This is a genomic window from Streptomyces sp. NPDC008238 (genome assembly GCF_042956445.1).
Taxonomy (GTDB): Bacteria; Actinomycetota; Actinomycetes; order Streptomycetales; family Streptomycetaceae; genus Actinacidiphila.
In genome coordinates this window covers 290494-309684 of record NZ_JBIBGK010000003.1, presented here as the reverse complement: position 1 = coordinate 309684, position 19191 = coordinate 290494, and the positions used below count along the sequence as shown (strand labels likewise).

Sequence of the window (19191 nt, the reverse complement as noted above, 5' to 3'; positions counted from 1 at the left end):
GAGTGGGGGGCGCCGGTCACAGCCTACGGCCTGGTAGCTGCCCCCGGCCCACCGGCGCCCGCGCCCTCACACGCCCTCCTCCGCCGCGATCCGCCCGGCCCGCACCTCCGCCACCAACTCCGCGTGGTCCGCCTCGGTCCGGTCGGCGTACGCGACCGCGAAGGCCGCGACCGCCTCGTCCAGTTGCTCGCCCTTGCCGCAGTAGCCGGCGATCAGCCGCGGGTCAGCGGAGTGCGCGTGCGCCCTGGCCAGCAGCGCGCCCGTCATCCGCGCGTAGTCGTCTATCAGGCCGGCCTCCAGCTCCGCGGGGTCGACGCTGCCCTTGCGGTTGCGGAACTGCCGTACCTGGTACGGCCGGCCGTCCACGTCGGCCCAGCCCAGCAGGCTGTCGCTGACGACCTGCATGCGCTTCTGGCCCAGCACCACGCGCCGCCCCTCGTGCTCCGCCGCGGGAGCGTCGAACCCGGCCTTCCCCAGGTACGGCAGCAGCGCGGAGGGCCGGGCCTCCTTCACCTGGAGCACCAGCGGCTGCCCGAGGTGGTCCAGGAGCAGCACCACGTACGAACGGGTGCCCACGCTGCCCGTCCCGACCACGCGGAACGCCACGTCGTGCACCGCGTACCGGGCCAGCAGCGGCCGCCGGTCCTCGCCGATCGTCGCCAGGTAGCCGTCGTGCGACAGGGCCCCGGCGACCGCCGCCGCCTCCTCGTCCGGCACCCGGCGCAGCACCGGGGGCGCGTCCACGAAGCGCCGGCCGCCGCCCGCGACCTCCTCCGTCGCCCTCGCCGCGAACTTGGCGCTGGTGTTGCGGCGCGCCTTCCCGGCCACCAGGCGCAGCGTGCCCGCCAGGTCGCGGGCGTCGGCGTGCGCGACCAGTTCCTCGTCGGCGATGGCGTGCCAGGCGTCCAGCACCGGCATCTTCGCCAGCAGCCGCATGGTCCGCCGGTACGCGCCCACCGCGTCGAAGGCGGCGCCCCGGCAGACGTCCTCGTCCGCCCCGGCCTCGCGCCCGGCCAGCACCAGGGAGGCGGCGAGCCTCTTGACGTCCCACTCCCAGGGGCCGTGCACGGTCTCGTCGAAGTCGTTGATGTCCATGACGAGCCGGCCCAGATGGTCCCCGTACAGGCCGAAGTTGGCGGCGTGCGCGTCACCGCAGATCTGGGCGCCGATCCCGGTGACCGGGCCGCCCGTGAGGTCGGCGGCCATCAGCCCGGCCGAACCGCGCAGGAAGGCGAAGGGGCTCGCCGCCATCCTCCCCACCCGCAGCGGGACGAGCCCCGGGATGCGCCCGAGGCCGGACTCCCGCACCGCCTCCACCGTGCCCGGCCGGTCGGGACCCGGGGCGAACACCGCGTGCGCCTCGCGCGGTACCCGCTCCCGCAGCGCCTTGCCCTCCTGCTTGGGCGCGCCGTCGTGCGGCCACCTCTGGAATCCCGCGACGTGCGGGAGCCTGTGCTCCACGTGTTCTCCCTCCCCTTGAGCCATGCCCGGTTGGTCACTCCTGGGGGCAATCTAGCCATTTACCGGACCGCGCCCGATGTTTCATGCTTGCCTGGACGGTGAAGACCCGACCCTGATGCTCTTTCAGCCTTCCGCGCCGAACCGCAGCCGAACCTCAGGTGCCCGACGTTGGACGAGATGACCAGGCTTCCCACGACCACGACCCCGCTCGCAGCCACCGGTGTCTCCGCGCTCGTACGCCTCGCCGTGCTCTGCGTCGGCCCCGACGGCGACATCTCGTACTGGAACCGCGGTGCCGAGGAACTCTTCGGCCACCGCTGGGAGGGCGTGTTCGGCCGCCCGGCGGCCGGACTGCTGCCGCACACCGCGGGCCGCCACCCCGGGGAGCAGGACGCCCTGGAGGTGCTGGACGAGCTCACCCGGTCCGCCTGGGCCGGCGCGCTGCCCACCACCGACCGCGACGGCGGCGTCAAGGACGTGGTGTGGTGGTCCTACCGGATCATGGAACCGGCCGGCCGGAGCCTGCTGGTGATCGCCGCCAACGCCCGTCCGCTGCGCGACACCGGGCCGCGCCTCGCGCTCGGCGACCACCTGCTGCCCTACACCGCCGACGGCACCATCGCCCGCGGCGCCGTCCGCATCACCCCGCGCCTCGCCCCGGTCGCCGACCCCGCGCACGCCGAGCACCTGGCCGGCCGGCTGGGCTCGGTGCTGCCCCGGGTCAGCGCGGGGCGGCTGGACCGGATCGTCCGTCAGATCGTGCCCCTGGGCTACCCGGCGGTGGAGGTCGACGGCACGGTGCTGCTCCCCGTGCTCCCCGAGGAGTACGGCACGACCGTGGCGCCGCCCCCCGTGAACCCGGCCACCGGCCGCACCGCCCGTCCCACCCGGCCCGCCCCGCACCCGGAGTTGCTGCCCGGGCCGCGGGCCGACGCGGCGGCGCCGGTACTGGTCCCCGTGGCCGCGCCCAGCCCCTCGCTCGCCCCGGGCCACGTGCTGGACGAGCAACTGGCCCTGCTGCGCGAGACCGGGGCCAAGGTCGGCACGACCCTGGACCTGGAGACGACCGCCCGCGAGCTGTGCGCGGTCACCGTGCCGCGGTTCGCCGACTTCGCCGCCGTCCTCGTCGTCGACCAGCTGTTCTCCGACACCGAGCCGCCGAAGGACGACCTGTCCGGGGACACGATCATCGCCCGCCGGGTCGCCGTGGCCCACACCGGCACCACCCCCGGCCCGTGGGCGGCGGCCCTGCCGGAGGGCGAGCTGATCCCGCTGCCCGCCGACTCCACCCCGCGGCTGGGCGAGCCGCTGCTCGTACCGGTGATAGACCCCGCCCTCGCCCGGGACATCGCGCTCGACCTGGGCGTGCCCGGGCTCGGCCCGTTACTCCCCGAGCGGTCGATGGTCGTCGTACCGCTCACCGCGCGCGGCACGGTGCTGGGACGGATGTGCTTCCTGCGCCATCCCGGCCGCCGTCCCTTCGACGCCAAGGACGCCGCGACCGCCGCCGAGGTCGCCGCCCGGGGCGCCGTGCACCTGGACAACGCCCGGCTGCACCGGCTGGAGTCGCGCGCCGCCGCGACGCTGCAGCGCAGCATGATGCCGACCCGCCCGCCCCGCATCCCCGGGGTGCGGATCGCGCACCACTACATGCCCGGTGACCGCCAGGCCCAGGTCGGCGGGGACTGGTTCGACGCCATCCAACTGCCCGGTGGCCGCGTGGCGCTGATCGTCGGCGACGTCATGGGCCACGGTCTGCTGTCGGCCGCCGTGATGGGCCAGTTCCGCACCGCCGTGATCACGATGGCCGCGCTCGACCTGCCGCCCGCGCAGCTGCTGCGGCACCTGGACAACCTGGCCCACCGCCTCGGCGCCGAGCACCTGGCGACCTGCGTGTACGCGGTCTACGACCCGATCCACCGCACCCTGACCCTCGCCAACGCCGGCCACATCCCTCCCGTGCTGGCCCGCCACGACGGCCGCAGCGAGCTGCTGCAGATCCCCAAGGGCGCCCCGATCGGCGTCGGCGGAGTGCCCTTCGAGACGGTCGAGATCCCCGTCCCGGACGGCAGTTGGCTGGTGCTCTGCACCGACGGCCTGGTGGAGGTGCGCGGCCAGGGGATAGACGCGGGCCTGGCGGCGCTGTGCTCCAACGTCATCGAACCGCAGCAGACCCCCGAGGACGTCTGCGAGCAGATCCTCAGCCGTGTCCACTCCGACGACCGCCGCGACGACGTGGCGCTGCTGGTCGCCAACTTCCAGGGCATCCCGCCCGAGGACGTCGCCGAGTGGCGGCTGGCGATGGACATCTCCGACGTCCGGCGGGCCCGTGCGCTCACCCGCGAGCAGCTCGCGCGATGGGGGCTGCACGGGCTCAGCGACCTGACCGAGCTGCTGGTCAGCGAGCTGGTGACCAACGCGCTGCGGGTCGCCTCGCACGAGGTGTCGCTGCGGCTGATGCGGGTCGGCAAGCTGATGGTCGAGGTCACCGACGACGACCACAACCTGCCGCAGCTGCGCCGCGCGGACGCAGACGACGAGGAGGGCCGCGGCCTGGCCCTGGTCAGCAACCTCTCCAGGCGCTGGGGCACCAGCCGCAAGGCGGTCGGCAAGGTCGTCTGGTTCGAGCTGCCCTTGCCCGTCTGACCTGGGAACGAACCGGGGGAAACCGTCGCGATCCGGTCAGATGTAGCCTACAAGCATGCAGGCCGGGAAAAACGCCTCGGTGGAGACCATCCACCGCGAGATGACCGCCTTCGCCCGCCGCGCCCGCGCGGCGGCCGCCCGGATGCACCCGCAACTGTCCCTGGTCGCGTACACGCTGCTGGCCCACATGAGCGAGCGCCGGAACTGCCGGGCCACGGACCTCGCCCAGGCGTTCCTGCTCGACAAGTCGACGGTCAGCCGCCAGGTCGCCACCCTGGAACGGCTCGGCCTCGTCGAACGGCGCCCCGACCCCGCCGACCACCGCGTCCAGGTGCTGCTGCCGAGCACGGCGGGCGCGGCACTCCTGGCGGAGGCGACCCGGGCGGCCCGGCGCAGCGTCCGCGGGAGGCTGGCGGACTGGGACGACGGGGACCTGGCGCGGTTCGCCGCCTACCTGACCCGCTACAACGACGCCCCGGAGCGCCGGGACTGACCGGCCCGCGGCCGGCGTCCGGGGCTCAGCAGCAGGCGCCTGGCCTCAGCGGCCGGCGTCCCGGCCTCAGCGCCCGGCCTCAGCGCCCTCCGTGCAGGCCTGCGCCGCCTCGGTGCAGGCGGCGGCACCGTCGGGGAGGTACTTCTCGGCCCACGACCCCAGCTCCCCCAGGGCCGGCCCGAGCGCCTCGCCCGCCTCGGTGAGCCGGTAGCTCACCCGCAGCGGGGGCCCGGGGTCCACCTCGCGGACGACGATGCCCGCCTCGGCCAGCTCCGTGAGCCGGTCGGAGAGCATCCGTTCGCTGATCTTGGGGATGGCCCGGCGCAGCTCGACGAAGTACGCCGGACGATGCGTGAGGACGGCCACGATCAGGCCGCTCCAGCGCTTGCCGAGGATCCCGAAGACGCGGGTCAACCCGACGTCGACCTTGGCGCACGGCTCCGCGTCGTGCGCGGCCGGCTCAGTCCCCTGTCCCATGGCCACAAGGGTACCCGGCTTGCCATCACTCACTGCAGAAAAGTAAGGTCCTGTGGTAGCACTAGTTGCGCACGAATTTTTCACTGCGAACTTTATGGAAGTGGAGGCACCCCCATGCCCACGCTGCTGCACCTCGACTCGTCCATCTGGCCCTCCGAGACCTCCGCGTCCCGCGACGTGGCGAACTCCTTCCGCAAGGAGTGGGAGGCCCAGCACCCGGGCGGTGAGGTGATCTACCGCGACCTGAACGCCGAGCCCGTGCCGCACCTCGACGCGGCCCACTACGTGGGCGGCGCCGAGCACCCGCTGCGGAACGGACTGGCCGACGAGCTCGAGCGCGCCGACGCCCTGCTGATCAGCGCGCCGATGTACAACTTCTCGATCCCCAGCACCCTCAAGGCCTGGCTCGACCAGGTGATCATCCTGGGCCGCACCGCGGGCGAGCGGCCCTCCGCCGCGGACACCCCGGTCGTCGTCGTGGCCAGCCGCGGCGGCGGCTACGGCCCCGGGACCCCGCGCGAGGACTTCGAGTTCGTCACCAACTACCTGGCGAAGGTCCTGGAGGGCTGCCTCGGCATCACGAACGTCGAGTTCATCGTCCCCGAGCTGACCCTGGCCCGTGCGGTCCCGGCCATGTCCGGCCTCATCGAGGCCTCCGACGCCTCCCGCGCCAAGGCCCACGAGCAGGCCGCCGCCAAGGCCAAGGAGCTGGCCGCGCGGGTCGCCTGACCCCGTCCCGGCCGCCCCCCACGCACGGAGGGGCCGCGTGGCGTGCGCCACGCGGCCCCTCCCGTCGTACGTGCCCGTGCGCCCGGGCGTACGGCTACCTCACAGGTTCACGCCGAAGTCCTGCGCGATGCCGCGCAGGCCCGAGGCGTAACCCTGGCCGACGGCGCGGAACTTCCACTCGGCGCCGTTGCGGTAGAGCTCGCCGAAGACCATCGCCGTCTCCGTCGAGGCGTCCTCGGACAGGTCGTAGCGGGCGAGCTCGTTGTTGTCGGCCTGGTTCACCACGCGGATGAAGGCGTTGCGCACCTGGCCGAACGACTGCTGGCGGCTCTCGGCGTCGTAGATCGACACCGGGAAGACGATCTTCTCGACCTCGGCCGGCACGGTGGCCAGGTTCACCTTGACCTGCTCGTCGTCACCCTCGCCCTCGCCGGTGAGGTTGTCGCCGGTGTGCTCAACCGAGCCCTCCGGGCTCTTCAGGTTGTTGAAGAACACGAAGTGCTTGTCCGAGACGACCTTGCTCTCGGCGTTGACCAGGAGCGCGCTCGCGTCGAGGTCGAAGTCGGTGCCGGTGGTCGTGCGGACGTCCCAGCCCAGACCGACGGTGACCGCGGTCAGTCCCGGGGCCTCCTTCGTCAGCGAGACATTGCCGCCCTTGGAAAGGCTGACACCCATGGGATCTCCCTGCTCATTCCGGCGCGGGCCGCGCCCCTTGACGATTCCTTTGCCCAATCGCTCAACGGCTCGTCCCGGGCGTGGGTTCCCGGCGCCGCGGCCGTTCACCTGAGTGCCGTACAGACCCGCACGAGGCCGCGGTAGCGGTAGAAAGGACCCATGGCCACCGGCTCCCGTGCTTCGTCCGACTCCTCCTCCGGCGCCGACGGCCCCGGGAGCACCGCCGAGGAAATGGTCAGCGCCCTGCTGACCGCGTCCCGGCTCCTCGTCGCCGTCTCCGCCCGCTCGCTCGCGGCGGTCGAGGAGGCCCTGACCCTGCCCCAACTGCGCATGCTGGTCGTCCTCGAGACCCACGGCGCGCTGAACCTCTCGCAGCTCGCCGCGGAACTGGGCGTGCAGCCCTCCACGGCGCTGCGCATGCTGGACCGGCTCGTGACGGTCGACATGGTCGCCCGCGACGCCTCCCCCACCGACCGGCGCACGACGGTCATCTCGCTGACCGCGACCGGACGACGCACCGTGAACGACGTCACGGAGCGCCGCCGGGCCGAGATCGCCCGCATCGTCGACGCCATGCCCCCGGGACAGCGCCGCCACCTCGTCCAGGCCCTCCAGGCCTTCGCCGAGGCCGGCGGCGAACCCCCGGTCGGCGCGCACGACGCCCGCCACGTCGGCTGGTGAGCGCCCTCGGAGTCGTCCTGGCCGGTTGACCGGGAGGGAGCGTGGAGGCCCGGGCAGATGAATTTCTGCATAAGTGAAACCAGGACACGCCCTCGTTCGACGTCACCAAGCGCTGGTACTACCGGGTCGTCGCGGGTGACACGGCGGGCAACACGTCCGCACCGTCCGCGGTCGCCGACACGGGCGTCCCCGACGAAACCCCGCCCGCCCAGGTCGTCGGAGTCCAGGCCGTCGGCAGCACGGCGGGCAACAACGTGCGCTGGACGGCGAACGCGGACGACACCGCGTACTACGAAGTATGGGCGCGCACCGCAGGCGAGCAGGAGTTCCCGGGCCCGCAGATCGTCTACGGCCCCTCCTGGCTGGACAGCACCGCCCCGGTGGGCGAGACCGTCGAGTACCGGGTCAACGCCGTGGACGCGGCCGGCAACATCTCGCCTGTCTCCGCATCCGTGGAGGGCGTCCGCCCCGCCCCGGCCCCGGTGTCGGCACCCCAGCCCATCACCGTCACGCCCCGGGACAGCGCCAACTTCCTCGAGTGGGCGTTCCCCGACACCGACGCGTGGCACTTCCACGTGTACCGGCGTACCGACCCGAACGGCGCCTGGACACTCCTCAACGACGCCGCAATCGGGGCCAACAGGTTCCAGGACGCCACCGCACCCCAGGGAGTGGCGTACTACTACGTCGCCTCGGTCGACTCGGCCGGCGCGGACTCCGCGCCCTCACCCGCGGCCACGGTGGACCGGATCACCCCGGCGACCCCCACGCCACCGCAGGCTCCGGTCGTCTCCCTCAAGGCCCCGTACAGCGCGTGCACGTCGAACGACTGTGCCGGCCACGGTGGCATCGGCCAACCCGTCACGCTCACGATGAGCCGCCCGGCCGGCGACGACCGCGTCATCGGCGGGTATCAGTGGCGCATCATCGGAGGCACGGACACGGGCTACCAACGGACCCCGGACGCCACCCTGACGTACATTCCGCCCGCAAAGGGCCTGTGGGTGGCCGAAGTGGCGACAGTGGACGTGTACGGACGCGTCGGCCTGTCCGTGCAGGTCATATTCAAGGTCGCCTGATCCTGCTCCTCCGGTACGGACGCCGCAGGGCTCCCGGAATGTGCTCCGGGAGCCCTCCGGGCCGGCGACGGCCATCGAGCCTCGCGACTGTGGAACCCCGAGGCAGGCAAGGTCCGGTGTCCGCCCAAGCCCACACGCCGGTCCTCGACGTCCACCTACCGCTCGTCGACCCACAGCCCAGCCCGACCTGACTCCTCAAGGACTGCCGCCGCCGACGAGCCGTGGCGGGAGATCTACTTCCGGCTCCGGAACGCCATCGAGGGCTTCAACGGCTTCGCCAAGAGCCCGCTCGCGGAGACGGACGAATCCTCGCGATCCCCGCCCAACCGCGGCCCCACCGCCAGGACCGTCCTCCTGGTCTTCCAGATCGCCATGCCGAACCGGCCGAAGATCACGATGTGGCCGGACAGCCGGGCCCTCGGCGGACAGCACCAACGGGCCACCTGACACCCGCCACTTGAGTGACGCGCCTCACAGATGAACATCAGCCGTACGAAAGATCCCTCTCACTGGCCGCAAACGGCCACTGAGGGGGCTGCAGCGTGCTGAGGAGCCGTAGGCCGGCAGACATCTTGATCAACACGAGAAACGGGCCTCCGACTGCGACTTCCGTCACGGTCGAAGACCCGTTCCCGCTCTGTGGGGCACCGACGAAATGCGCTGATCAGGCGTTCTCATTCCGCCAGCGAAGATCGTTTCCCACGCTCACCGAGATCGTTTCCCACGGGCCCGGTCACGCGGTACGGGCTGCAGCAGAGCTCCGGACCGAGAAATCAGGTCAGGGTGTAGTCGCCGATGGGCACCGACTCCGTTCCGTCCTCGTACACGGCCGTCATCCGGTAGTAGAGGGTGGAGCCAAGTGGAGAAGTGACGTCCGTGTAGGACCAGGTGTTCGGCGCAAGGAGCGTGTCGGTCAGCCTGGTGTACGTCCCGGCAGCCCGGTCCCAGCGATAGATGTGGAAGCCGATCGCGGCGCCGTGCTCGTCCCGCTCAGGGTCGTAACCCCACCGGAGCTCGACGTGCGCCAATCGCTGGTCCTCCGTCTCCAGGAACGAGAACGGCGCCCCGTCCGGGGTGCCGACGGTGGGAGTCATGTCGAGTTCGGTCACGTCGACCCCCGCCGCTTCCTCAGACGAGGCATCCAGCGCGTTGCCGTCCTTGTCGACCGCGACGACCGCGTAGCGGACCTGTTCACCGTCAGGCAGGGTCCTGTGAAGGTTGTCCGACCAGATCCGGCCGAACGAGAGCTCGTCCGTGACGTCCGTGTAGGACCACTGGCCATCGGAATGCGTACCGCGGAAGACCTCGTAGTGATCAAAGTCAACGGCGGTGCTGTCGTCCCAGTCGAGGCTGACGCCATTCTCGACGGCGGTGGCCTTCAGCCCGGTCACCGCGCCGGGGGCCGTGTAGTCGCCGCCGTGGGCGACGACGACCGCGGCGGACACACGGCCCAGGTTTCCGGTTTCGTCGTAGGCGCGCACCTGGTAGCTGTGAGTCATCGAGCGCTGGACCTCGGTGTCCTCGTAGTAGCCGGAGGCCACGTCGATCGGCACTCCGTCGCGGTAGACCTGGAATCCAGCGAGGTCCTTGAGGTCCCGGTTCCAGGACCAGGTCAGGGTGACGGCGTGCTCGCCGTCGGTGGCCTTGAGGTCCGTGGCGACGAAGACGGGTGCGGTTTTGTTCCAGGTCTGGAACGTGGCGGTACGTGAGGGCGGCGATTCCAGTCCGAGTTTGTCGACGGCTGTGACCACGTAGTGGTACCAGTCTCCGGTCGCCGGCGGGGTTTCCTCGTACCAGGGGGAGTTCAAGACCGTCGCGTCCCCGCTCACCAGGTTGTCCCTGGTGAGTGCCACCGGAGTCTCCGTGGAGCGGTAGACGCGATAGCCGGCCAGGTCCTGTTCGGTGTTGCTGTCCCAGTTGAGCTGGACTTCTTTGGTCAGGCCGATGTCCCAGTTGTCCTCCACCCCCTTGGGGGCGGCCGGGGCCTTGGTGTCCACCCACGTGATCCACGCCGAGGGGGAGGGGATCGCCGATGCGTGTCCTGCCCTGTCAACGGCGGTGACGGCATACGCATACCGGTCGGGGCCCGGAGGCGGCGTATCACTGTACGAAGTCGTCGTCACCGCATTCGTGCCGCTGACCCTGGTCCAGGTTCCGGTGTACCCGCGCGTGCGGTAAACGCGGTAGCCGGCGAGATCCATCTCCGGGCTCTTCGCCCACGTGATGGTCGACTTGCCGGTCGACGGCGAGAAGGTCGCCTTGACACCCACGGGCGCGAGCGGGGCGGTTTTGTCGACGGTCGGCGGAGTGTGCGGGGTGTAGGCGAACTTGACGGCGGCGGAGCCCGTCCAGTTCACGTAGTCGATCCGGAGGGCGTGCGTTCCCTTGGGGATCGTCAGGTTGACCGTCTTGGAGACCGTGGTGGTGCCGTTCTTCCACAGGTCAATCTCGCGTGCACCGTCGAGGTAGACGCGGATGCCGTCCTGACCGGAGGCGGTGAACGCGAAGGGGCCACCGGAGCCGAAGTCGCGTGTCATCTGCCAGCGCACTCCGAAGTTGTCCTTGCCGACGCCGGACACGCCAGGCGAGTTGCCGCCCCAGTTCTCACTGATCGCGCTGTCGATGTCGGTGCGCTTCGGGGTACCGGTGAGCGCGGTGTTGGCGAAGTACTGGCGGAGGAACATCGGGTTGCCGGTGACAGAGACGTCCGCTGTTCCCGCAGAGGTGTTGCCCGACTTGTCGAACGCGCGGACCTCGTAGAGGTGGGTGGTCGTGCCGGCGGTGGTGTCGGTGAAGATCGTACCGGTGACCGTGGCGATGGGGTTGCCGAAGGAGGTCTGGCCGGGGGTGCGGCGGTAGACCCGGTAGCCGGCCACGTCCATCTCCTTGTTCGCCGACCAGCGCAGGACGTTCCGCTTGGCGCCGGCGTCCCGGGCGATCGACAGCCCGGTCGGCGTGAGTGGGGCGACCTGGTCCACTGCGGCCCCGGTGCGCGGGGTGTAGGCGAACTTGACGGCGGCGGAGCCCGTCCAGTTCACGTAGTCGATCCGGAGGGTGTGCGTTCCCTTGGGGATCGTCAGGTTGACCGTCTTGGAGACCGTGGTGGTGCCGTTCTTCCACAGGTCAATCTCGCGTACGCCGTCGAGGTAGACGCGGATGCCGTCCTGACCGGAGGCGGTGAACGCGAAGGGGCCACCGGAGCCGAAGTCGCGGGTCATCTGCCAGCGCACTCCGAAGTTGTCCTTGCCGACGCCGGACACGCCGGGCGAGTTGCCGCCCCAGTTCTCACTGATCGCGCTGTCGCAGTCCGTGCGCTTCGCCTTTCCTGAGAATGTGGTGTTCGCGAAGAACTGCCGGGTGTAGGTGTTCGTCGCGCACGACGTCGCTGCCCCCGCCGGCGATGCGGCCCCTGCGACGAGACCGCCCGTCAAGGCCACGACCATCGCGGTCCCGGTGGCCAGGCGGGATCTACCGACACTACTCACTGAGTCCCCTTTTGGACACATGACCGCCCCGCAGGCGGTCCTACGGGATATGTGATCCACGAGAGCGGCCTATGGTTGTACGGCCAAGCAGTTTCCATCGCTTTCCATGGCGGGGCGACAGGTGACAGCCCGCCGATTCGCTCAATGCACCACCCCGTTCACCTTTTGTTCAATCAATTTCGGGTGCACTGGCCTTGTTTCAAGAGACTCCCGCACAACAACCCGCCTGCCGCTGAGCCCCTCCACCAAAAGCGAGGACCCGGCGGAGGTGCGGTCGAGACTCTCGAGAAGCCGGGGTCCGGGGACGGCGGCCCGGCGGCAAGGTGTCGGGCAGGGTGACCGAGGCTTCGGCAGGGTGGAGGACGTCGAGAGGCTCGCCGTCGCGCCCTGCGCCCGGTGCGGCACTTATTCGGCACTCAGTCGCGACAGGCTGGACGGGCAAGAAGGCGGTGAGACCCGTTCCCGCCATCACCGACCCGCCGAAGGAGCCGAAAGGCACAGCGCCCTTGAGGAAAATTTCAGCCCTCTACGCCGCATTTTTCGCTACGGCCACGTTAGGGACCCTTGCCGCATTAATGGATGGCTTTCCACTTGACCCGAGCGAAACCAACAATGCGGCCCCACAGATCCGTTCCGGGCAAATATGTGAATCGGACCTTGAGTATGCAACGGAAATCTCGTGCGGGCTGACGAGTTTCGGAGACGTGCGATTCGCTTGTGCATCCGCTGAGAGTGTGCGCCGTTGCCCGCCCACCCATTCGGTGCGCTTGCGGAACGTAGGGCAGGTGCCACTCACCATCGTGGCGGTCAGCGGCTCGCAGCCCGGCGAACGGCATGAGACCGTCTCCCGCCCCCTGCCTACGGGTGCGGTAGCGCTCATCAGCCCTCGCACGGGTGACAGATATCTGTTTGACGTCGTGCTGCGCTGGAACGGAGGGCCGGCCGCGGTACGCGTCGTCGCGGAGCGCTGAGCCCGAGTACGCCAACAGTCGGCAGAGTCTCCTGCTCATCGCCTTGGCCACGGCCCTGCGCCGGCAAGTTCCGTCCCCGTCGACGCGAACCCCGAGCCGAAGATCGAACCACATTGAAATTTAGGACCACGCAACATGAAGATGTCCGTCAAGATCACCTTCTACCTGGCTTGTTGCCTCGCGCTCGGTGCGACGGGGTACGGCGCATACAGCGTCGTCAGTGATCTCGGCGATGAACCATGGGATCACCTCCAGCACACCAAGCTCACGGCTTCTGACCAGCCGCCCGCATCTGACGAGGCTGAGCACGCGGCCGCGTCATTCCTCGCAACCTGGGGCAGGGGCGATATCGAGAACGCGGCATCGATGACCGACGACCCCATGCCGGCCTTTCGGAGCATGCTGCAGTACAGGGACGTTCTCTCCGTATCCAAGTTGCGGTTCACACCGATCGCGAAGCCCACAGTCATAGCCCGGGACTCGCCGCCGGCCGCTTCCATACCTGTCGGTTACCGCGCCACAGCGCAGATACGTGGCGACCACATGTGGTCCTACGCCGGTTTCGTCAGCGTCATCAAGGCGACCAACGGCCGTATCGCGGTCCACTGGGACAGTTCGGTGCTGCATCCCCGCCTCACGAAGGGCGGCCACCTGGAGGTGGGCGCGCTCCCTCCGGCGTCGCCTGTGGTGACAGACAGCACTGGCACGCCGATCACCACCTACCCCTCTTTGAAGCCACTCGCCTCCGGCATTGCGAAGCCCGATGACCCGCGCTTTCGAGGCACCTTGGGCCGTGGCGTGATCATCAGGGGCACCGCCGGGGAGAACGCTCCCGTCGTGGTGCACACCTTCACTGCGTCAAAGCCTGCACCCCCGCTACGGCTCACCATCGACCGGCGCTACCAGAAGGCCGCCGAACGTGCCGTCGCGCTCCAGGGCAAGAACGGGAAGCGTGTCGCCTCACTGGTCGCCATCGAGCCCAGCACCGGGCATGTCCTGGCCCTCGCCAATTCACGGCCCTTCAACGCGGCCTTCAGCGGGCTCACCGCCCCGGGTTCGACCATGAAGATCATCACAGCCGCCGCGCTGATGGAACACGGGGTCTTCCCCGATACCCCCGCCCCCTGTCCTGCTCACCTCGTCGTGGACGGCAAGGAATTCCACAACGTCGAGGGCACCTCCAATCCGGCTGCCACTCTGCGCGACGACTTCGCCGCCTCGTGCAACACCGGCTTCATCGGACTGCGCGGCAAGCTGGACGCGGACGACCTGACCGCAGAAGCCCGTGAGGTCTTCGGCATCGGTCAGGAGTGGCACACCGGCCTGGCCAACGCCGACGGCAAGGTTCCCGCACCGGGCACTGACGTCGACAAAGCCGCTTCCATGATCGGACAGGGCTCCATCCAGATGAACCCGCTCGCAATGGCATCGGTCGCCGCGACCGTGCAGGCCGGAGTCTTCCATCAGCCGGTGCTCAGGACCGACGTGATCCAGCAGCCCGCCGCCCGCGCTCTGTCTCCGCTTTTGGACGCCCGGTTGAAGGACCTGATGCACACCACCGCTGTGCGCGGGACGGCTGCCCAGGTCATGGCGAACCTCGACGGAGGTGCCAAAACCGGCACCGCAGAAGTCGGTACCGCTGCGGACAGCTGGTTCACCGCTTATGCCGGCGGCGTCGCGGCCGCCGCCATGGTCGAGGGCGGTGGGCACGGTGCAGATGCCGCCGGTCCGGCGGTGCGTACCGTTCTGACCGCTGGACGACCGTAGTCATCAGTCCCACCGCAGACGGCCTGCGCGCCGGGGGACCCCGGTCACCCGGCGCGTGCGCCGCTCATCGCTGTTCGACCGCCGATCTGGTCCTGAGCGACTCCCGGAGCGCACGCTTGTCGGCTTTGCCGAGGCTGGTCGTGGGGATCTCCGATACGAAGTGGACGTGCTGGGGTGCTTGCAGGTCGCCCTTCCGCTCCCGGACGTACTGCGTCAGGGCCTGGGCGTCCGTGTTCGCCCCACGATGCAGAACGACGGCCGCGTTGACCGCCTCGCCCGTAGCCGCGTCGGGCGTGCCGAACACCGCCGCGTGAGAAACAGCCGGGTGCTCGGAGAGGACGTCCTCGACACCGCGCGAAAAGACGTTCGATCCGTTCCTGATGATCATGTCCTTCTTTCGGTCGACGATGAAGAGGTATCCGCGATCGTCGAGCCTGCCGATGTCCCCGGTGTGGAGCCATCCGTCGGCCAGAGCTTCTTCCGTGAGTCCTGGCTGACGGTGATAGCCGTGCATGACGAGCGGGCTGCGGACACAGATCTCCCCGATGCCACCGGAGGCCATCTCGTCACCCGCGTCATCCAAGATGGCGACAGCGCATGCCGAAACGGGTCTTCCTGCAGACGACAGCAGTTCCGGTCTGCTCGTGTCGTGATCGGCACGGCGAAGCAGGGAGATGGGGTAGCACTCCGTCTGGCCGTAGAACTGGGCGAAGACACCACCCATGCGATCGAGCCCTTCTGCAAGGCGGTCAGGGGTGATGGCGGAGGCACCGTACAAAAGCAGTTCCAAGGACGACAGGTCGGCGGTGCGCAGAGCGGCGTCATCGAGGAGCGAGTAGATCATCGTGGGAGCCAGCAGGGCGACGTTGACCCGTTCCCGCTCGATCGCCGCGAGAACGGCCCCCGGGGAGAAGCCCCCGAGAAGGTGCACCGTGCCGCCGCGAGCGAAGGTCGGCACGATCTTCGAGCCCGCAACATGGCTGATGGGACCGACTGCCAGGTACCGGGGCCGTTCCGGTAGCTCGAAATCGCTGAGCAGCGTGGCAGTGAGCACCGCCAGCACTGAGTTCAGGCTCACCACCCCCTTGGGAAGTCCCGTGGTGCCACCGGTGTAGTACAGGGACGCGACGCCCTCCGGGACGGCCGCATCTCTCGCCTCGTGCCCACCGATGTGCTCCACTTCCCGCATCAGGTCGATGCCGTACTCGGTGCGGCCGACGGTGAAGACCAGGGCGGCCCCTTCAGCGCGTGCCGCCAGTTCACCTCCGCGGTCGGCAAAGCCCTTCGCATCGACGACCAGCACGTCCGCACCGACGTCGTTCAACTGGTGGGCATGATCTTCCAGGGATGCCAGGGGATGCAGCCAGGTGATGGTGAGCCCGAAAGCCTGCGCGGCAACGGCTGCGCACCAACTCTCGGCCCGGTTCCCTGAAAGCAGGGCTGCGCACTGTCCGGACCGTAGGCCGTAGGCAGCGAAGACAGCCTGCATCCTGCCGATCTGATCGACGACTCCCGCATAAGTCACGGATCCGCCGTCCCAGCTGAACGCGATGCGATGTGGGTACCGGCGCAGCACTCGCAGAACGAATCCACCGGCGGTTCGTCCACTTTCTGCGACATGACGCGTAGCCGTGGGTCTCAGTCCTCGGTGTTGGAGAGCAGATGGCTCGGTCTCAAAAAGTGTGCCCGGCCTCAGGAGCGGAAGTCACAACGACGCGGAAAGTTAGCACGACATCGCCCGTTCCTTACGGGACGTAGCGGTAACATGACACACCGGCACACATTTCGACTGTCGTTATAATGATGCGAGTTGAGAGCAGTCGAAGTTCGGACGATGTTGCGTTGGATTCGCCTCAGGAGCACGTGCGCTGGGCGTTGCTCGGCACACTCAGGGGTCGCCGCGCCGGTGAAGATCTCGCACTTGGCCCCCCTCAACGACGGAGTATCCTGGCCACGCTCCTCCTCCGCGACGGATCCCCGGTGAGTCTCGCCGAGATCATCGACGTCCTGTGGGGGCAAACGGCCCCCGAGAATGCAGCAAATGTCGTGCACCGGCACATCGGTGAATTGCGCCGGCTTCTGGAACCGGATTTGAAACGCCGGGCTGCCGGACAATGGCTGCTGCCGGCCGCGGGAAGTTATCGGCTCCGGGTACCACGCGGGTGCTCGGATCTGCAGGATTTCCGTTCTCTGGTACACCGAGCCCGTCTGGCGGAAGGTTCCTCTGAGGCACTCGGCCTGTGGGGCCAGGCGCTCTCCCTGTGGAGGGCTCCCACCGTGCGCGGCATCACGCCGCAAGCGGCCCAGCACCCCATGTTCACCGGACTGCACCGCGAGTACGTCACCACGGTGATGGCAGCCGCCGATTCAGCGCTGCGCGCCGGTACCCCGGAGGTGATCCTCCCTTCCCTACAGGTGGCAGTGCGAGAACATCCGTTGGACGAATCCCTACGGGCGCGACTCATGTTGTGCCTCGCGGCCGCGGGGCGGCAGTCGGAGGCCCTGGGAAGCCACCAGGAGATGCGTGCCGTCCTGGCGGACGAGTTGGGCGTCGATCCTGGGGCAGAGTTGCAGGCCGCTCACCGGCAAGTACTGTCCGGTCTTCCGACGCGGCGGACCGTTGTCTCTGTTCCGGCCCAGCCGGCCCAACTGCCCTCGGCTCCGGCACCTTTCACCGGCAGGCGGACGGAGGTTGCCGGGTTCCTCGCGGCGGTCGAAGCCGCCGGCGCCGATGCCGGCCGAACCTTGTTCATCGGCGCGATCAGCGGAATGGCGGGGGTGGGCAAGACGTCCCTGGCGCTCCATCTGGTCCACCGCGTGTCCGATCGGTTCCCGGACGGGCAGCTCTATGTCAACCTCCGCGGATTCGACCCCTCCCAGCCGCCGCTCAGCCCTCAAGCCGTCCTGCGGAGCTTCCTGCACAGCTTGGGCGTGACGCCTCACCACATGCCACAGGACCTCGACGGGCTGACAGCGCTCTATCGCAGTCTCCTGGCCGACCGACGCGCCCTTGTCGTGCTCGACAACGCGCTGGACTCGGAACAGGTGAGGCCGCTCCTGCCCGGCGCGTCGGACAGCCTGGTGGTGGTCACCAGCCGCAACAGGCTCCTAGGGCTGGTGGCCCGCGAGGGGGCCCATTCCGTGGACCTGGACGTGCTCAGCGAGGAGGACGCATGGTCCCTCCTGGCCGACCGGCTCGGCCCCGACCGTTTGGCCGCCGAACCGGCGGCAGTGCGTGAGATCGCCGCGCACTGCGGCCGGCTGCCGCTGGCTCTGGCCATCGTCGCGGCTCGGCTCACCACTCACCGTGGTTTCACAATGACGGCTGTCGCCCAGCACCTGCGGGAGACCGGTCCCTTGAGCGGATTCGCCGGACCGGATGCAGAACTCGACGTGCGCAGCGTCTTTTCGTGGTCCTATCGGAGACTGTCACCTGGTGCGGCCCGACTCTTCCGGCTGCTCGCCCTGCGCCCCGGCCCGGACATCACCCTGGCAGCCACCGCAGCACTGGCCGGGGTGCCGGCCGACGAAGCCGGCCTGCTGATTGCCGAACTCACCCACACACACCTGCTGACCGAACACGTCCCCGGTCGCTACACCCTCCACGACCTCCTCCAGGCTTACGCCGTCGAACTGCTGGGGACGGAGACGCCCGAGGAAGAACGCCAGGCGGTCCTCGAGCGCGCGCTCGATCACTACCTGGCCCTTGGTCTGGCCGCCGCCGCCGTGGTCGATCCGGAGACGACCTCAGAGCCGACAACCTTCCCGGACACCGAGAGCGCCGCGCTTTGGTTCTCCTCCGAACGCAACGTCCTGGCTGCCGCGGTCCAGCGTGCCGCCGATGCGGGCCTGCACGAATACGCCTGGCAGCTCGGGCACGCACTTGGCGGCTTCTACGAGTTGACCGGGCTGTTCCACGAGTGGGCCGCGGTGCAGCAGACGGCATTCGACTCGGCAATGGAGGTGTCGGACCGCCGTGCCCAGGCGCACGCACATCGCCGCTTGGGCCGGGTCACCTCGCTACTGCACCAGCACGAGAAGGCGCGCACCCATCTGGAGCGAGCACGAGAGCTCTATACGGGGCTCGACCTCCCCCTCGACCTGGCCCACACGTACCGCACCCTGGCCTGGGTGATGGCCAAGAGCAACCGCCACCAGGAAGCGGTGCACCAGGCCCAGCAGGCTCTCGACCTGTACCGTTCACTTGGAGAGACGATCATGGAAGGGCGGTGTCTGTACGCCGTCGCCTGGTTCCTGGTACTGCTGGACAGGGGCGAGGAGGCCATCCCCTGCGCTCACCTGGCGCTTGAGCGGTTCGATGAGACCACCGAGCCGCTCAACGCGGCTCGGTGCCTGGACACCCTGGCCTTCGCCCATGCGCACCTGGGCCAGTACCGTTCCGCGGTGGATCACGCGCAAAGGGCCGTCGCACTGTTCCGGTCGTGCGGCGCTCCCTACAACGAGGGCAGCACGCTCAGCCGTCTCGGTGACATCTGTGCCAAAGCGGGACAGGACGAGGCCGCGCGTACGTACTGGCATGCGTCACTGGCCATCATGACCGACCTGGATCCCACGTGGGCAGGTGTGCTGCGCACCAAGCTGGACGCGTCGGGTTTCTCGACCCAGCCAATGGACATTCCCCATCGCAGGGTGACGGAACCCTTCTCTCTGATGCCCTCCGTCACAAAAGCGCGCGGTCGGGCCGAGGGGCCCTGACCGCGCGCTTC

General features: G+C 69.3%; 12 protein-coding genes. 7 read left to right on the top strand and 5 right to left on the bottom strand.

What is annotated here, in order from left to right; all coding sequences use genetic code 11:
* Positions 1-66 precede the first annotated feature (66 nt).
* The gene (locus tag ACFZAU_RS10245) at positions 67-1485 is read right to left on the bottom strand and encodes a DUF2252 domain-containing protein (protein ID WP_500551786.1); all 1419 of its coding nucleotides are present in this window, start codon (positions 1483-1485) and stop codon (positions 67-69) included.
* 153 nt (positions 1486-1638) lie between these two features.
* Here ACFZAU_RS10245 and ACFZAU_RS10240 point away from each other — a divergent pair, with 153 nt between their 5' ends.
* Both ACFZAU_RS10240 and ACFZAU_RS10235 read left to right on the top strand, forming a co-directional pair.
* Positions 1639-4107, top strand: coding sequence for a SpoIIE family protein phosphatase (locus tag ACFZAU_RS10240; RefSeq protein ID WP_500551785.1), 2469 nt, complete (start codon positions 1639-1641; stop codon positions 4105-4107).
* Positions 4108-4162: 55 nt separating this feature from the next.
* Positions 4163-4600, top strand: a complete 438-nt coding sequence (locus ACFZAU_RS10235; protein ID WP_500551784.1) for a MarR family winged helix-turn-helix transcriptional regulator — start codon at positions 4163-4165, stop codon at positions 4598-4600.
* Positions 4601-4666: 66 nt separating this feature from the next.
* On the opposite strand, the gene ACFZAU_RS10230 is transcribed toward ACFZAU_RS10235, so the two are convergent.
* Positions 4667-5077 (bottom strand): winged helix-turn-helix transcriptional regulator, encoded by a 411-nt coding sequence (locus ACFZAU_RS10230; protein WP_500551783.1) that lies wholly within the window; start codon positions 5075-5077, stop codon positions 4667-4669.
* Positions 5078-5191: 114 nt separating this feature from the next.
* On the opposite strand from ACFZAU_RS10230, the gene ACFZAU_RS10225 reads away from it, so the two are divergent.
* Positions 5192-5806, top strand: coding sequence for an FMN-dependent NADH-azoreductase (locus ACFZAU_RS10225; RefSeq protein WP_500551782.1), 615 nt, complete (start codon positions 5192-5194; stop codon positions 5804-5806).
* A 99-nt stretch (positions 5807-5905) separates the two neighbouring features.
* Here the strand turns inward: ACFZAU_RS10225 and ACFZAU_RS10220 are convergent, their stop codons facing one another.
* Complete coding sequence (locus ACFZAU_RS10220) at positions 5906-6481, bottom strand: TerD family protein (protein ID WP_431959002.1); 576 nt, start codon at positions 6479-6481, stop codon at positions 5906-5908.
* A gap of 159 nt (positions 6482-6640) precedes the next feature.
* Here ACFZAU_RS10220 and ACFZAU_RS10215 point away from each other — a divergent pair, with 159 nt between their 5' ends.
* Both ACFZAU_RS10215 and ACFZAU_RS10210 read left to right on the top strand, forming a co-directional pair.
* Positions 6641-7162 (top strand): MarR family winged helix-turn-helix transcriptional regulator, encoded by a 522-nt coding sequence (locus ACFZAU_RS10215; protein ID WP_500551781.1) that lies wholly within the window; start codon positions 6641-6643, stop codon positions 7160-7162.
* Between the two features lie 254 nt (positions 7163-7416).
* Positions 7417-8241, top strand: a complete 825-nt coding sequence (locus tag ACFZAU_RS10210) for a hypothetical protein (RefSeq protein WP_500551780.1) — start codon at positions 7417-7419, stop codon at positions 8239-8241.
* A gap of 773 nt (positions 8242-9014) precedes the next feature.
* Here the strand turns inward: ACFZAU_RS10210 and ACFZAU_RS10205 are convergent.
* Entirely contained in the window at positions 9015-11786 is a 2772-nt protein-coding gene (locus ACFZAU_RS10205; protein WP_500551779.1) for a PA14 domain-containing protein, read from the bottom strand.
* Between the two features lie 1046 nt (positions 11787-12832).
* Between ACFZAU_RS10205 and ACFZAU_RS10200 the strand changes: the two genes are divergently transcribed.
* Positions 12833-14464 (top strand): penicillin-binding transpeptidase domain-containing protein, encoded by a 1632-nt coding sequence (locus ACFZAU_RS10200; protein ID WP_500551778.1) that lies wholly within the window; start codon positions 12833-12835, stop codon positions 14462-14464.
* A gap of 64 nt (positions 14465-14528) precedes the next feature.
* Here the strand turns inward: ACFZAU_RS10200 and ACFZAU_RS10195 are convergent, their stop codons facing one another.
* Positions 14529-16040: an AMP-binding protein gene (locus tag ACFZAU_RS10195; protein ID WP_500551777.1), complete on the bottom strand. Its 1512-nt coding sequence runs from the start codon at positions 16038-16040 to the stop codon at positions 14529-14531.
* A gap of 224 nt (positions 16041-16264) precedes the next feature.
* Between ACFZAU_RS10195 and ACFZAU_RS10190 the strand changes: the two genes are divergently transcribed.
* A complete protein-coding gene (locus tag ACFZAU_RS10190) occupies positions 16265-19180 on the top strand; it encodes an AfsR/SARP family transcriptional regulator (protein WP_500551776.1) in 2916 nt (971 codons plus the stop codon).
* The last annotated feature ends 11 nt before the right edge of the window (positions 19181-19191 follow it).

What these genes read in the sequence shown, in the direction of transcription:
- ACFZAU_RS10245 (WP_500551786.1), bottom strand. Translation starts at nt 1,485, where the DNA reads ATGGCTCAAGGGGAGGGAGAACACGTGGAGCACAGGCTCCCGCACGTC.
- ACFZAU_RS10240 (WP_500551785.1), top strand. Translation starts at nt 1,639, where the DNA reads ATGACCAGGCTTCCCACGACCACGACCCCGCTCGCAGCCACCGGTGTC.
- ACFZAU_RS10235 (WP_500551784.1), top strand. Translation starts at nt 4,163, where the DNA reads ATGCAGGCCGGGAAAAACGCCTCGGTGGAGACCATCCACCGCGAGATG.
- ACFZAU_RS10230 (WP_500551783.1), bottom strand. Translation starts at nt 5,077, where the DNA reads ATGGGACAGGGGACTGAGCCGGCCGCGCACGACGCGGAGCCGTGCGCC.
- ACFZAU_RS10225 (WP_500551782.1), top strand. Translation starts at nt 5,192, where the DNA reads ATGCCCACGCTGCTGCACCTCGACTCGTCCATCTGGCCCTCCGAGACC.
- ACFZAU_RS10220 (WP_431959002.1), bottom strand. Translation starts at nt 6,481, where the DNA reads ATGGGTGTCAGCCTTTCCAAGGGCGGCAATGTCTCGCTGACGAAGGAG.
- ACFZAU_RS10215 (WP_500551781.1), top strand. Translation starts at nt 6,641, where the DNA reads ATGGCCACCGGCTCCCGTGCTTCGTCCGACTCCTCCTCCGGCGCCGAC.
- ACFZAU_RS10200 (WP_500551778.1), top strand. Translation starts at nt 12,833, where the DNA reads ATGAAGATGTCCGTCAAGATCACCTTCTACCTGGCTTGTTGCCTCGCG.
- ACFZAU_RS10190 (WP_500551776.1), top strand. Translation starts at nt 16,265, where the DNA reads ATGATGCGAGTTGAGAGCAGTCGAAGTTCGGACGATGTTGCGTTGGAT.